This is a genomic window from Aliidiomarina haloalkalitolerans (genome assembly GCF_003987315.1).
Lineage (GTDB): Bacteria > Pseudomonadota > Gammaproteobacteria > Enterobacterales > Alteromonadaceae > Aliidiomarina > Aliidiomarina haloalkalitolerans.
The window spans coordinates 1-14736 of the sequence record NZ_PIPI01000008.1 but is presented as its reverse complement, the minus strand read 5'-3'; the positions used below and the strand labels follow the sequence as shown (position 1 = coordinate 14736).

General features: G+C 50.6%; 13 protein-coding genes and 1 tRNA gene. 11 read left to right on the top strand and 3 right to left on the bottom strand.

What is annotated here, in order from left to right; all coding sequences use genetic code 11:
• The first annotated feature begins 59 nt into the window (after positions 1 to 59).
• The 5 genes from lon to rimI all read left to right on the top strand — a co-directional run bounded on the left by lon (position 60) and on the right by rimI (position 6267).
• Complete coding sequence (gene lon, locus CWE06_RS10150) at positions 60 to 2420, top strand: endopeptidase La (protein ID WP_126793754.1); 2361 nt, start codon at positions 60 to 62, stop codon at positions 2418 to 2420.
• Between the two features lie 203 nt (positions 2421 to 2623).
• Positions 2624 to 2980 (top strand): HU family DNA-binding protein, encoded by a 357-nt coding sequence (locus CWE06_RS10145; protein ID WP_476692313.1) that lies wholly within the window; start codon positions 2624 to 2626, stop codon positions 2978 to 2980.
• A 130-nt stretch (positions 2981 to 3110) separates the two neighbouring features.
• Positions 3111 to 4976: a SurA N-terminal domain-containing protein gene (locus CWE06_RS10140; RefSeq protein WP_126793750.1), complete on the top strand. Its 1866-nt coding sequence runs from the start codon at positions 3111 to 3113 to the stop codon at positions 4974 to 4976.
• Positions 4977 to 5116: 140 nt separating this feature from the next.
• A complete protein-coding gene (locus CWE06_RS10135; protein ID WP_126793748.1) occupies positions 5117 to 5671 on the top strand; it encodes a hypothetical protein in 555 nt (184 codons plus the stop codon).
• Positions 5668 to 6267 (top strand): ribosomal protein S18-alanine N-acetyltransferase, encoded by a 600-nt coding sequence (gene rimI / locus CWE06_RS10130; RefSeq protein WP_126793746.1) that lies wholly within the window; start codon positions 5668 to 5670, stop codon positions 6265 to 6267. Before CWE06_RS10135 ends, rimI begins: the two co-directional genes overlap by 4 nt.
• Here rimI and prfC read toward each other — a convergent pair.
• Positions 6264 to 7847, bottom strand: coding sequence for a peptide chain release factor 3 (gene prfC, locus CWE06_RS10125; protein ID WP_126793744.1), 1584 nt, complete (start codon positions 7845 to 7847; stop codon positions 6264 to 6266). The genes rimI and prfC overlap by 4 nt on opposite strands.
• Before the next feature lie 224 nt (positions 7848 to 8071).
• Between prfC and CWE06_RS10120 the strand changes: the two genes are divergently transcribed.
• Positions 8072 to 8148, top strand: a tRNA-Trp gene (locus CWE06_RS10120).
• A 96-nt stretch (positions 8149 to 8244) separates the two neighbouring features.
• On the opposite strand, the gene radA is transcribed toward CWE06_RS10120, so the two are convergent.
• The gene (gene radA / locus CWE06_RS10115; RefSeq protein ID WP_126793742.1) at positions 8245 to 9618 is read right to left on the bottom strand and encodes a DNA repair protein RadA; all 1374 of its coding nucleotides are present in this window, start codon (positions 9616 to 9618) and stop codon (positions 8245 to 8247) included.
• A 31-nt stretch (positions 9619 to 9649) separates the two neighbouring features.
• Here radA and CWE06_RS10110 point away from each other — a divergent pair, with 31 nt between their 5' ends.
• Genes CWE06_RS10110 through CWE06_RS10100 form a run of 3 tightly spaced genes read left to right on the top strand, consistent with a single transcriptional unit; the run spans position 9650 to position 12321 of the window.
• Positions 9650 to 10561: a TroA family protein gene (locus CWE06_RS10110; RefSeq protein ID WP_126793740.1), complete on the top strand. Its 912-nt coding sequence runs from the start codon at positions 9650 to 9652 to the stop codon at positions 10559 to 10561.
• Positions 10562 to 11635, top strand: coding sequence for a FecCD family ABC transporter permease (locus CWE06_RS10105; protein ID WP_126793738.1), 1074 nt, complete (start codon positions 10562 to 10564; stop codon positions 11633 to 11635). It abuts the gene before it with no gap.
• Positions 11623 to 12321 (top strand): ABC transporter ATP-binding protein, encoded by a 699-nt coding sequence (locus tag CWE06_RS10100; RefSeq protein WP_126793736.1) that lies wholly within the window; start codon positions 11623 to 11625, stop codon positions 12319 to 12321. Before CWE06_RS10105 ends, CWE06_RS10100 begins: the two co-directional genes overlap by 13 nt.
• A gap of 98 nt (positions 12322 to 12419) precedes the next feature.
• Here the strand turns inward: CWE06_RS10100 and serB are convergent, their stop codons facing one another.
• A complete protein-coding gene (gene serB, locus CWE06_RS10095; protein WP_126793734.1) occupies positions 12420 to 13076 on the bottom strand; it encodes a phosphoserine phosphatase SerB in 657 nt (218 codons plus the stop codon).
• Between the two features lie 79 nt (positions 13077 to 13155).
• Between serB and CWE06_RS10090 the strand changes: the two genes are divergently transcribed.
• Together CWE06_RS10090 and CWE06_RS10085 are read left to right on the top strand one after the other, a co-directional pair.
• Positions 13156 to 13839: an AhpA/YtjB family protein gene (locus CWE06_RS10090; protein ID WP_126793732.1), complete on the top strand. Its 684-nt coding sequence runs from the start codon at positions 13156 to 13158 to the stop codon at positions 13837 to 13839.
• Between the two features lie 21 nt (positions 13840 to 13860).
• Entirely contained in the window at positions 13861 to 14598 is a 738-nt protein-coding gene (locus tag CWE06_RS10085) for a TatD family hydrolase (protein ID WP_126793730.1), read from the top strand.
• Positions 14599 to 14736: the final 138 nt, after the last annotated feature.

Sequence of the window (14736 nt, the reverse complement as noted above, 5' to 3'; positions counted from 1 at the left end):
TCAGTTTAACCGCATATTAATGGATATTGGTTTCGAGAATTAAGCATATGGGAACAGAGATGACAGTAGAAAGTGGTGAACGTCTGGGCATTCCGGTTTTACCTCTACGTGATGTGGTGGTTTATCCCCACATGGTAATTCCGCTATTTGTTGGCCGTGAAAAGTCAATTCGTTGTTTAGACGCGGCTATGGACGCGGATAAGCAAGTTTTCCTTGTTGCGCAAAAAGATGCTGGCGTCGAAGAGCCAGCGGAAGGTGATATTTATGACGTCGGTGCTGTAGCGACGATTTTGCAGCTGTTGAAGTTGCCAGACGGCACTGTGAAAGTGCTAGTAGAAGGCACACAACGAGCGAAAGTGAAGTCGTGGCAGCCGGACGGCGATTTCTTCCGAGCCGATATTGAGCTGTTGGAAGTTGGTGGCATGGACGAGCGCGAAGAAGAAGTTCTGATGCGTTCAGCCTTGAACCAGTTTGAAGGCTACGTGAAGCTGAATAAGAAGACCCCACCGGAAGTGTTGACGTCGTTAAACGGTATTGATGATGCTGACCGCTTAGCGGATACCATGGCCGCGCATATGCCGCTGAAGCTCGCTGACAAGCAACGCGTACTTGAAATTATTAGTGTGCAAGACCGTCTTGAGCACTTGATGGCGTTGATGGAAGGTGAGATTGATATTCTGCAAGTGGAGCGCAAGATTCGTAACCGCGTGAAACAGCAGATGGAAAAGAGTCAGCGTGAGTACTATTTGAATGAGCAAATGAAAGCCATTCAAAAAGAGCTAGGCGAGAGCGAAGACGGCGTAGACGAGTTTGAAGCCCTGCAAAAGAAAATCGACGAAGCACAAATGCCGAAAGAAGCGTTTGATAAAGCCAAGTCGGAGCTTTCGAAGTTACGCATGATGTCACCCATGTCGGCGGAAGCCACGGTTGTGCGCAGCTATATCGAGTGGATGACGAACGTCCCATGGCATAAGAAGTCACGGGTGAAGAAAGATTTAAGCCAAGCCGAGTCGATTCTTGATGCGGACCACTATGGTTTGGAGAAAGTAAAAGAACGGATTCTTGACTACTTAGCGGTACAGCAGCGCAGTAAAAAGGTGCGTGGGCCGATTTTATGTTTAGTTGGACCGCCAGGTGTGGGTAAAACGTCACTTGGGCAGTCGATTGCTAAAGCAACGGGCCGTCAGTATGTGCGCATGGCACTTGGTGGCGTGCGTGATGAAGCGGAAATCCGTGGTCATCGACGGACCTACATTGGCTCGATGCCAGGTAAGTTAATGCAGAAAATGGCCAAAGTTGGTGTGCGTAACCCGCTATTCTTATTGGACGAAATCGACAAGATGTCGTCGGATATGCGTGGCGATCCAGCGTCTGCCTTGCTGGAAGTGCTCGACCCAGAGCAAAACAGCAGCTTTAACGACCATTACTTAGAAGTCGATTATGACTTGTCTGACGTGATGTTTGTGGCGACGTCGAACAGCATGAATATTCCAGCGCCATTACTGGACCGCATGGAAGTGATTCGCTTGTCGGGTTATACCGAAGACGAGAAGCTGAATATTGCCAAGCGCCATTTGTTGGAAAAACAAATGGAGCGGAATGGGCTGCGCAAAGGCGAAGTCGAAATTAAAGACGATGCGATTCTTGGCATTATCCGTTATTACACTCGGGAAGCGGGTGTGCGGAACCTCGAGCGTGAGCTGTCGACCTTGTGCCGCAAAGCGGTGCGCCGGATCTTGCTAGACAAAAAACTGAAGAAAGTGGAGATCACTGAGAAGAACCTTGAGGACTTCTTAGGTGTTCAGCGCTTTGATTTTGGTAAGGCCGAAGACGAAAACCAAATTGGTCAGGTCACTGGTTTAGCCTGGACCCAGGTCGGTGGTGACTTACTGACGATTGAAGCGACCAATGTCTCGGGTAAAGGCAAAGTGGTCTGTACCGGCTCGCTAGGCGATGTCATGAAAGAGTCAATCAGCACCGCGATGACAGTCGTACGCAGCCGTGCAGAAAAGCTCGGTATTGCCGATGACTTTTATGAGAAACGTGACATTCACGTGCACGTTCCTGAGTGCGCAACGCCGAAAGATGGACCCAGTGCAGGTATTGCGATGGTAACTGCGTTGGTGAGCTCGTTAACGGGTAATCCGGTACGTGCCGACGTAGCCATGACCGGTGAAATTACCTTACGTGGTGAAGTTTTAGCGATAGGTGGTTTGAAAGAAAAACTCCTTGCGGCACACCGTGGCGGTATAAAACGGGTACTCATTCCGAAGGAGAATGAGCGGGATCTCAAGGAAATTGCGGACAATGTGAAGGCGGATCTGGAAATTTTTCCGGTGCAATGGATAGACGAGGTGCTGACCTTGTCCTTGCAGGAAAAGCCGTTTAAGCCTTTGAAAAACAAAGCAAAAAAGAAATAGGCTAGATTCTGGGATCGCCCGCGAAAAGCGGGCGAAGTGAAAAATTGTTAAATTTTAACGAAAAAAGACTTTTCATCCTGAATCACTGTGATAGCCTAGTGACTAACCTCTCAACCCTTATTGCTTAAGGCATGCAGTTAAGTTGGGGTGGTAAAAAATAAGTAAATTGAATGCTTGAACTAATGGTATAAGCTTGTTATAAAATTTGCTGGACCATTAAAGAAACCAAGAACCAAGAACTTAATGGAACCAAGAACTCCATAATAACAATCGAAGGGGATGATACTGTGAACAAGTCTCAGCTTATTGACAAAATTGCAGCGGACGCAGAACTTTCTAAAGCATCTGCAGGTCGTGCTCTGGACTCTTTTATCAGCGCGGTTACCGAAGCTCTGAAAAACGATGACCAAGTAGCACTCGTTGGTTTCGGTACTTTTACTGTGCGCGAGCGTTCTGCACGCACTGGCCGTAACCCACAAACTGGCGCAACCATTGAAATCGCTGCTGCTAAAGTACCAGCGTTCAAAGCGGGTAAAGCGCTGAAAGATGCGGTAAACTAAGTAATTAGCGATTCAGAAGCGTCGTGTATTTATGATATACTGCGCTTTGTGATGACAAAAAGAAGCGCATCGCAAGATGCGCTTTTTTCTTGTTGTAAGTTTAATGGTTTAGCGGTCAAAGAGTCATATCATGCTCGAGAAGATACGTGAGGGTGCACAGGGCCCGTTAGTTAAAGTTCTCCTGTTCTTAATTATTCTGACATTCGCCTTTACTGGGGTTAGTGCTTACTTAGGTGGTAGCGCTGATGACTTTGCAGCGAAAGTGAACGACACCGAGATTTCGCGCGCTGAGTTTGATCGTGCGTATCAAAACCAACGCGCTATGATGGAACAGCAGTATGGTGAAATGTTTGCGTTTTTAGCGCAAGACGAAAACTATATGCGGCAACTCCGTCAGAGCGTCCTCGAGAACCTAATTGAAGAGCAATTAGCGTCTGAGTTGGCGAAAAAAATCGGGATCACTCAGTCGACTGCGGCACTGCGCGAAGCGATTGTGCAAATGCCAGAGTTCCAAATTAACGGCCAGTTTAGTAACGACACCTACTTACGTGCGTTAACAAGCGTGGGCTTTACACCAGCCTCATTCCGCGATTACTTAGCGGTGCAAATGAACCGCGTCATGCTCATGCAAGGTGCTTTTGGTTCTGAGTTTGCGTTGCCGTCGGAAGTTGCCAAGCTACAAGTCTTGCAAAACGAGCTACGTAGTGGCCGTTATGCGACTGTGTCAGCGAGTGACTTTATGGGTCAAGTAGACGTGACCGACGCGGAAATTGAAGAATTCTATTTTGACAACCAAGAGTTGTTCGAGCAGGAAGAACAAATTCGCTTAGCTTACGTTGAACTCGACTTTAACGATGTGTTAGCGCGTATTAACGTCACTGAAGAAGACGTGCGTGCCTACTACGACAATAATCCAGCGGCATTCCAAAGCCGTGAGAGCCGTCGTATTGCTCACATTATGGTTGAATTCGGTGATGACGAAGCAGCAGCGCGTGAGCGTATTGACGCCATTTATGCGCGTGTTCAAGCAGGTGAAGATTTCGCTGAGCTTGCGGCGAGTGAATCAGACGACTTTTTCAGCGGCCAAGAAGGCGGTGATTTAGGGATGCTTGAGCGTGGCTCACTAGACCCTGACATTGAAGACGCAGGTTTTGCTCTGTCGGCGGAAGGTGAAGTGTCTGATGTTGTGCGTAGCGAATTTGGTTACCACATTGTCAAGTTGACTGCCTTCAACCCGCCACAAACCACTGAGTTTGCTGAAGTTGCTGGTGAAATTCGTGACAACTTGGCACGTGTAGAAGCAGAGCAAGAATACTTCAATATCCAACAAGAATTAGCGCGTATGTCGTTTGAAATTGACCACACGCTAGATGTTGTTGCCGAAGAGCTTGGCTTAGAAGTGAAAACGTCACCTTGGTTGCGTCCGCAAGTGGGTGCCGAAGGCTTTGATCAGCCACAGCTATTGGCACAGGCATTCTCTGAAGAAGTTCGTGAGCTAGGCTTAAATAGCGACCTGATTGAACTTGACCAGCGTTCGTTAGTGATTCGTGCCGAGGAATATCAGCCAGCACGGATTCTAGACCTTGCTGACGTGCGTGATGACATTGCTAATCACTTGCAAGCACAAGAAGCTGAAGCATTAGCCAATGCCTACGGTGAAGGCTTATTGGCTGCGTTAGAAGCAGGCGAAGCCGTTGACTTGGAGTTCACTGAGTTTGCGGGTGTCCGTCGCAATAGCACTGACGTTCCTGGGGCAATGCGCCAAGAATTGTTCCGCATGGTACCGCCGGCGGAAGGCAACACCACGTTTAGCGTGATCACTCTGTCAAACGGTGACACCGCTGTGGTCGCATTGACTGAGGTGACAGCTGGCACCGTCGATCCTGAAACGCAAGACCGCGTGCAGCGTCAGCTGGAAGGCCAATATGCAGAACTTGCTTATCGTGCCTTGCTTGAAGCGTTGAAAGCGAATGCAAAGATTGAGCGTCGACTCTAAGTTCTGAGTTAGTCTGCACAATCAATTAAGCGATTATGAAAAACCACTTCACTTTGAAGTGGTTTTTTTTCATCTGCGGTTTGGTCGCCGTGCGATCTCGTATATCATAGATGGCCTGTTTTTTGATAAAAGTCGCTGCTATGTCTGTGAATGAAACACTGCCAAATGACCACGAGTTATACTCGCCCGCGCAACTTGCAAGTTTGCGTGCGCTTGGGGTTAGCTATCAAGCACTTGAACTGGCCGTTGAATTGGCCGTTGAGCCGGTGTCTGCAGCGAAGTCAGCGGTCGCGGCAGTGCCCGAAAAAGCGGCAGCGGCAGTGCCTGAGCCTGAGCCTGAGCCGGAGATAAAAGCGACTCCTGCAGCCGAGCCAGAACCGACGGCACGGCCAGAGCTTGCGTCCGAGGCCGAACCTGCGGCTGAACCGGTTGCTGAACAAGTGGGTGAACAGGTGGGTGAACAGCCGCAGCCGGTGTATATTCGCTTAGGGAGTTGGTTGCTGTACTTTTGCGATGAGTTACCGGTACAAGGCTTACCGTGGATGCGTGACTTAGAGTTATTTTTAGGTGGCAAATTAAGTCGGGTGTCGGCACCGAGCAACCCCGATGACGCCATTGACCTTTCTGAATTCGCTCGACTTGAACTGAGCGCTAGCGAAAAACGTGCCTTGTGGCACAAGCTGTCACACGCATGATTTTAGCAACAGAAACCGAATTAACACCGGCGCACTTCAGTATTGAGCAGGCTGCGCATGTGGCACCATGGTCAGACAACGTATTTCGCCAATGCTTAGGTGCAGGCTATGTGGTTCGCTCTTTGTATGTGCCTGCCGGTGATTCATTTGCTCATAATTCGTCTGGAAAGCACGAGCTTGCAAAAGACGAACCCACAAAACATTTACCCACAAAAAAATGCACTCATTTGAGTGCAAGCGAGCCACAATCGATTTCTTCGCGCTCAGGAGCATGGCGACTAGCTGGTTATTATGTGGCCCACACCGTGGCGGACGAAGTGACTTTGATGAATATCGCAGTTGATCCGGCTTTGCAGGGACGTGGTTACGGTGCCGTGTTGTTGAATGACCTGATTGGCCGTTGTGCGGACTTACAAGGGGAGCTGCGGGCAAGGTTGTTTTTAGAAGTTCGTGAGAGCAACGAAAGTGCGCTGCGCTTGTATTACCGTTATGGTTTTTCGGAGGTTGGCCGTCGCCCTGGTTATTACCCGGCTGCCAAAGAAAATGGCAGTCGGGAGACTGCCATTGTGATGGCGCGCTTGCCACTCGAGGCTTAGACTTCCCGCGTGTGTTTGAACGTCACGTCCGGGAAGCGCTCTTGGGTTAAGCTTAAGTTGGCCATAGTCGGGGCGATATAGGCAAGGTTATCGCCGCCATCGAGCGCCAAGTTATGCTCAGCTTTACGCTTGAATTCCTCAAACTTCTTCACGTCGTTGCCATATACCCAGCGGGCGGTGGCAACTTGCACGTTTTCATAGATAGCTTCGACTTTATATTCTGACTTTAAGCGATGCACAACCACATCAAACTGCAGCACACCGACCGCACCTACAATGAGGTCGTTGCTAATTAGCGGGCGGAAGACCTGCACTGCGCCTTCTTCTGATAGCTGAACTAAGCCTTTCAGCAACTGTTTTTGCTTCAGCGGATCTTTCAAACGAATGCGGCGGAACAGTTCTGGTGCAAAGTTTGGAATACCTGAGAATTTAAACGAGTCGCCCCAAGTGAAGGTGTCACCAATTTGAATGGTGCCATGGTTATGCAAACCAATAATGTCACCTGGCCAGGCTTCTTCGACATGCTCACGGTCGCCGGCGACGAAGGTCAGGGCGTCGGCGATACGGACGTCTTTGCCAATGCGAACATGTTTAATTTTCATGCCTTGTTCGTATTTACCGGAAACAACGCGCAAGAAGGCGACGCGGTCACGGTGTTTCGGGTCCATGTTGGCTTGGATTTTAAATACGAAGCCAGAGAAGCGCTCGTCGCTCGATTCGACAAACTCGCCGTCTTCACGCGCACGACCTTGCGGGGTTGGTGCCCATTCAACAAGACCGTCGAGCATGTGGTCGACACCGAAGTTACCGAGTGCGGTGCCGAAGTAAACTGGAGTAAGCTCGCCGCTGAGGAAAAGCTCAAGGTCGAACTCGTGCGAAGCGCCTTTCACTAGTTCAATTTGTTCGCGTAACTCGTCGGCATAGGAGCCAACTCGCTTGTCCAGTTCTGGGTTGTCGAGGCCTTTAATAACGTCGAGTTCTTGAATGCGATGACCTTGACCGGTTTTGTAGAAAATCGTTTCGTCACGCAGCAAATGGTAAACGCCTTTGAAGTTCTTACCTTGACCAATTGGCCAAGTAATCGGCGCACACATAATTTTCAGAATGTCTTCCACTTCATCAAGCAACTCCAACGGGTCGCGAATGTCGCGGTCGAGTTTGTTCATGAAGGTAATAATTGGCGTGTCGCGCAAACGCGTGACTTCCATTAACTTAATGGTTCGTTCCTCAACACCTTTGGCGGCGTCGATGACCATTAAACACGAGTCAACCGCCGTTAATGTGCGGTAAGTGTCTTCCGAGAAGTCTTCGTGGCCAGGGGTGTCGAGAAGATTAATTAACGACTCGCGATAGGGGAACTGCATGACCGAGGTGGTCACCGAGATGCCCCGTTCTTTTTCCATTTCCATCCAGTCTGACTTGGCGTGTTGCCCTGACTTTTTACCTTTAACGGTACCGGCTTTTTGCAGCTTTTGGCCGTGTAAAAGGACTTTTTCGGTGATGGTGGTTTTACCCGCATCTGGGTGTGAAATAATCGCGAACGTACGACGCTTGGCGACTTCTTTTTGAACCTGACTCATTATTTTGCCTTGCACTAATTTTAATGCGGCGATTTTACCCTGTTCGTGGATCTGAGTAAAACAAACTCCCCAAGCAATTGTGCTTTCGGGTGGGGATTTGTGGCTGTTGGCGCGGCACAAGCCATTGTTGGCACTGAATATGCGTAGAAAATAAGCAAACGAAAGTAATTTTGCATAAAACGCTTGCTGATGCTAATTCCCGCTGTATAATTTCGGCCAGCAATAGGGGTGTAGTTCCAATTGGTAGAACAGCGGTCTCCAAAACCGACGGTTGGGGGTTCGAATCCCTCCACCCCTGCCAAGATTCAGAGAAAGCGTGAACATTTCGGTGTTCACGCTTTTTTTGTGGTGGAGTTCGGGGTTGGCTGAGCTGACGCTCAGCCGAGAAAGCAGCTGGTTACAGCAGGTTCAGGGCTTCCTGCAGGTTTTTCACACCGTGAATTTCGAAGCCGTCGAGTTTACCTTTCGGCAGGTTAGCAATCGGTACAATGGCTTTCTTAAAGCCGTGCTTAATAGCTTCATTAATGCGCTCGCTGCCATTGGGCACGGGGCGAATTTCCCCTGACAAACCGACCTCGCCAAAAATGATCATTTCTTTTGGAATTTTAATTTCCCGATAGCTGGAAACAATCGCCATCAGGATAGCTAAGTCGGCACTGGTTTCGGTGACTTTAACGCCACCGACAACGTTCACAAAAACATCGAAGTCGCCGAGCATCAAGCCCCCGTGGCGGTGTAAAACTGCCAGCAACAAGGCTAAGCGATTTTGTTCGGCGCCGACAGCAACGCGGCGTGGGTTCGACAGTTGTGACTGGTCTACAAGCGCTTGGATTTCGACCAAGAGTGGTCGTGTGCCTTCCCACAAGGTGAGGACAACTGAACCACAGCCGTGATCTTCGCTGCGACTGAGGAAAATTGCTGATGGGTTTTTGACTTCTTTCAGGCCGTCGCCGAGCATGGCAAAGACGCCAAGTTCATTGACCGCACCAAATCGGTTTTTGGTGCTACGTAAGGTCCGAAAGCGCGAGTCGGAATCGCCGTCGAGAATGACCGAGCAGTCGATGCAGTGTTCGAGCACCTTTGGTCCGGCTAATGAACCGTCTTTGGTCACATGGCCGACCATGATAATGGCGACGTTGTTTTGTTTTGCGTAGCGAGTCAAGAAAGCCGCGGTTTCGCGGACTTGGGAGACACTGCCCGGGGCCGATTGAATGTCGCTCAAGTGCATGACCTGAATGGAGTCGATGACCATGATTTTCGGTTTTTCTTGATTGGCCAGCTCACAAATCACCTCGACGGAGGTTTCCGATAGTAGGCGTAACTTGTCGGTTGGCAACTTTAGGCGCTGAGCGCGCATGGCGACCTGTTGTAATGATTCTTCGCCGGTGACATATAATGTCGGCATTTGTGCGGCAAGCAAACACATGGTTTGCAATAGCAGGGTACTTTTACCGGCGCCGGGTGAGCCGCCAATGAGAATGGCGGAGCCTGGCACAATACCGCCACCGAGAACCCGATCAAATTCCGCAAAACCGCTGGAAAAGCGTGGTACAGTTTGCAGGTCGACTTCGTGCAAGGTTTGCACTTTAGCTTGCGTTAAGCCGGCAAAGCCACCACGGCTGGCACTGGTGTTGCGAGTGGTTTGGCTACCGAGTCGCACTTCAGAAATGGTATTCCACGCGTTACACTCGCTACACTGACCTTGCCAGCGCGGGAAGTCGGCGCCACAGTCGGTGCACACATAGGCTACTTTTTGACGGCTTTTGGACATGAGATTACCTAAACGAACGGAAAGTGTTTGAATGATTGCAAACTTGGCAGGGGAAAGAAAGTCGTTTTTGACGCAATTACTTGCGCGCACTTTATTTCTTGTTTTTGTGCTGTGGGTAGCCGTCGTTTTTATGTTGCCAAAGAACGCGCTGGCCGAATCTGAAGCTGCAGATACTCAGACAGCCGAGCACAAGACGGAATTGCGTTGGACGTCCTTGAACCTGTGTGTGGACCAGTTTATTCAAAAGCAATTTGCGCTTGCGGCGCATGCGGATGTTGACGCAAGCGAACCGACTCGGCAAGCAGCGCGAGTCAATGTTCAGTTTGTTGCTGAACATCGCGGGCGCGTCGAGCGAATTGTGGCGTATGCACCGCAGCACGTGTTGGCAACCACCTTTAGTAATCCAATTTTAGTGCAGCATTTGCGCAGCAAAAACTTAGTGGTGACTGTGCTAAATGAGCCCGACTCATTAGCGCAAGCGTTGGCCTTGCAGGCTGAGTTATTCCGTTTGCTGCATGGCGCTGAAGCTTCTAAAAGTAATGTACCACTAAGCGCATTAAATACGCCGGAAGCAAAGGCGAACCTGTTGCACGAACAACGCGTGGTGTGGTTGCAACCGAATCATTATAGTTTTGGCAGTGACACCTTGTTTGACGAACTGCTGACCTCACTTGGCGCTGAGAACCTTGGGGCGATTAAAGGCTCAGGTTTGGTGCGTTTTACTTTGGAAGATGTGTTGACGTTAAAACCAGATATTATTTTGCTGGAAGTTGCTGATGAGGAGCATTTTAGCCTCGCGCACAGCCAATTAGCGCATCGAGCTTTACAGCGTTATCTTGCTAACAGTGACGCACAGTTGTTGTTGATGCCACGCACGGTTATGGGTTGTTTGGCCTATGAACTGGATACATTTGTGCAATTGCTCTTACCTCAGGAACGTTAAATGACGCCTATTTTTTATCACCGTCTGCTATTGCTGGTTGCACTATTGATTCTGCTGGCGATTGGGCTCAACTTCGGTGGCAGTTCGATACAGCTGCGTGATCTATTTGCGAGCGACGAAAGCGCTGATTTGGCGCGACTCATTTTGCTGGAAGTGCGTTTGCCGCGGTTACTTTTAGCTGCACTGGTCGGTGCGGCCTTGGGGATGTCGGGCGCCGCAATTCAAGGATTACTGCGCAATCCGTTGGCGGAGCCTGGGATTCTGGGGATTTCTTCGGGCGGTGCGGCAATGGCCGTGATTGCGCTTTACCTGGGTTTTGCGGGGTGGGGCTTTACAGGATGGGGTTTCTCAGGATGGGGTTTTGCCGGAGCAGGTCCGTCGGGGGCAGGGGGCAGCGGTTTGAACGCATGGTTGTTGCCGCTGTTTGCCATAACCGGCAGTGGTTTGGCGTTAGCTGTGATCGTCTGGATTGCCCGCATGAACCGTTCGAAAGTCACCATCATTCTTGCCGGTGTGGCGATTTCTGCGTTCTGTAGCGGTTTAATTGCCTTAGTGTTGAGCTTGTCGCCCAATCCTTTTGCCTTCCAAGAAATTAGCTATTGGCTGCTCGGCTCACTCAATGGCCGAGATTTAGGGCACGTAGTTTTAATGCTCCCAGGTTTGTTGATCGGCGGGTGGTTATTGTTAACGACGCGGCGCTATTTAATGAGCTTAACGTTGGGTGAGGATGTGGCGCACACCTTAGGTTTTAGCAATCAACATTGGCGCACGCGGGTGTTGGTTGGGGTGGCAATTGCCACTGGCAGTGCGGTGGCCTTGACGGGCATTATTGGCTTTGTCGGTTTGATTATTCCGCATTTGGTGAGGCCTCTGGTGCGTGGTCGACCGGATTATCTATTAGTGAGTTCGGCACTGGCCGGTGCGGTATTCCTGTTAGGGCTCGACATACTTGTGCAACTGCTGCCAACCGGGCCGGAAATTCAGGTCGGGGCATTGGCGGCAATTATTGGCGGGCCATTCTTCTTATACTTGTTGCTGACGAACTTGCTGAAGGGGGACGTATGGCGATCGTAATGCGTGATGTTCAGTTCGGCTATCATTCAGGGCAAGCTGTCTTGCGCGGTGTTGACTGCCACTTTGCGCCGGGCCAGTTAGTCGCCGTTGTCGGTGAGAACGGTAGTGGCAAAACAACCTTGCTGAAGTTGCTTGCTGGGATTCTGCGCCCGCAAGCGGGTGAAGTGCAATGGCTTGACGGCAAACGTCAGCAAATGAGCCACCAAATTGGTTACTTAGCGCAGCAGGAAAACCCGAGTTGGGCGTTGCAGGTTGAGGACATGGTTGCCATTGGTTTGCCTGCCGAACTCACTGGAGCAGCCGCAGAGGAGCGCATTCATGCGGCATTGCTAGCGACCGATAGCTTGCAGTTCCGAGGGCGCAATGTGGCCGAGCTGTCGAGTGGTGAATTGCAGCGTGTTTTATTTGCTCGTGTGTTGGCCGCAGAGCCGCAGATTATTTTGGCCGACGAGCCCACGGCTGCACTCGATTTACGTCATCAAGAAAGTATGCTGAACTTGCTGCAACAACAGGCGCAACAAGGGCGCAGTGTGGTTGTGGTGATGCATGACCTGCGCTTAGTCAAGCGCTGGTGTGATGCGCTCGTGGTGTTGCAAAACGGTCGTGTTTTTCGGTCTGGCGCGGTCGCCGCAACACTAACCCCCGAACTAGTTACTGATGTGTTCGGGGTGACCGAGGTTATTTAAGTTTTAGTGCTTTCAGGTTAACCCCGAGCAGGCTAACCCGGACCAAGCTCACCCCGACCAAGTAACTCCGACCAAGCTAAACCCGACCAAGCTAAACCCTATAGGGCACGATTCAGTAACGGAATTAGGTCGGCAAGGCTACCGGCAATGGAAATATCGGCTTCCGCTAAGAGAATTGGTTTGCCATTGAAAGCAACGCCAAGTCCAGCTTCATTCAGCATGGGAATGTCATTGGCGCCGTCGCCAATGGCAATGACCTGTTCATTGGCAAAGCCGTACTGCTGGCGCAACGCCACAAGGTAACGTGCTTTCGCGTCGGCATCGATGATTTCGCCAACCAACTTACCGGTTAGTTTGCCGTTTTTAACTTCAAGTGCGTTACAGGCAATAAAGTCAGCGCCCCAACGCATAGCCACAGTGTCGGCAAACCAAGTAAAGCCACCGGACAGAATGGCAATTTTCCAGCGCTTTTTACGGAAGAATTGAATCAGTTCGTCGGCGCCTGGGGTAATAGGTAGGTTGCCTGAAATGGCAAAAATACGTTCTTCGTCGATGCTGGCTAAGAAGCTGACTCGTTGTTCGAGTGCTTGGCGAAAATCGATTTCTCCACGCATAGCTTGTTCCGTTAAAGCGGCAACTGCTGTTTCCTGATTATTCAAGGCAGCGAGAGTGTCGATACTTTCTAATTGAATTAAGGTGGAATCAAGGTCGAATACGACTAACCCCGGTTTGTCCATGTCGGGAAACTGTTGCATATTTCAAAGCCCTCTCTCGGTCACCTTCGCAGGCATAGATTTCGTTGCGTGTCGGCACTGGTTCAGCTAAAGTTCGGATATGAACCTAGCACATCAACCTCACAATCCTGAATTCCTTCGTCGCCCTTGGATCGTTCCTGGAGAACGGTATTATCGGCGCGTTGTGATTTTTATTGTTGCCACTTTGTTACTTCTCATTATTGCTAATGTTTGGCTGCAAGCCAACAAAAAAGGTGAGGAAGTCATTGTTGCGCATACAGAAAACCTCGCAAAAGTGATTCTAGCTCAGGCTGAGCACGAGGCAAGGGTATGGTTTTTAAGTGAAAACCCTACCGGTTTAGTGAGTCTGGCCAACCATTTGCAGAGCCAAGAAACCATTCTTGAGGTGAGTATTCAGGACCAACAAGGGCGCAACCTTGTGCGGGCAGGACACGATTTACCCATTCATGATTATTTACGGCAACTACCACAGTCGATGTGGGCGGTACCCATGGTGGCGCCGGTCTATGATCGTAGCGGTGCCGAGTCGCAATTGCTCGGCTTTGTCCGCATCACCTTTGATTATGATCGCATTACCGCGCAATCACGGCCGTATCATCGAGTGTCTGGGCAGCAACAGTTGGTCGGCTTAGGCATGGCGTTTCTTGCTGGTATGTTGGTTGCATTTGGGGTACTCCGTCGTCGTCGGCCAATTCCGGTGCCAGCGGAAGCAGATGCGGCGGATCAAAAACCAGAACAGCCAGCCAAACAGCCTGCTGACTAAACTGCGAGCACTGGAGCGCTGATGCGAACACTGCGAAGCGAATTTCCCTCTTTTGACCCCAAACAAAAGGCGTGGCAAGACAGCCATTGCCATCTCGACTTTGCTGATTTTGATGGCGACCGTGATGCCATGCTCGCCCGCGCACAAGCGGCGGGTGTTGATCGTTTCTTGGTGCCCGGTGTCCGTCAAGCAGCTTGGGCGCGGCAGTTTGAGTTGGGCTCACACTATGCGAGTTGGCACTTAGCGTTTGGTTTGCATCCTTATTATACTGCAGAACATCAGCGCGCTGACCTTGACGAGCTGCCGCAATGGTTAGAACGAGGGGCTCTTGCGGTCGGCGAAATTGGCCTCGACCGCACAGTGGACGATTTCGACAAGCAATTAAAGTTCTTTCAGGCGCAGTTGAGTATTGCTGAGTCGTTGCAGTTGCCGGTGATTTTGCATCATCGGAAAAGCTTAGACGTGATGCATAAGCTGGTGCGTGAAAGCGGTGTGCGCGACGGTATTGTGCATGCGTTTTCTGGCAGTTATGAGCAAGCGCAACAGTGGCTAGACTTGGGTTTTCGACTGGGGGTGGGCGGCGTTGTCACTTACCCACGGGCGCAAAAAACGCGGGCGACTTTGGCACGAGTTCCTGCTGCGGGTTTAGTGCTGGAAACCGATAGCCCCGACATGCCGCTGCAGGGCTATCAGGGTCAACGCAATGAACCAGCGCGTGTTGCCGAGGTTTTTCAAAGTTTGTGTGCGCTGCGACGCTGATTTTCGTTATAGTGACTGCTCCCCGCCCTAAGCGCTAAAGCGCCACGGGCGAGGCTTCCAACTTCTCAGGCAGCAACTGGTACGTGACCAGATTGACGCTTGCCTCCATTGGCAGAAACCGACAGTCCTGCGGCCTTT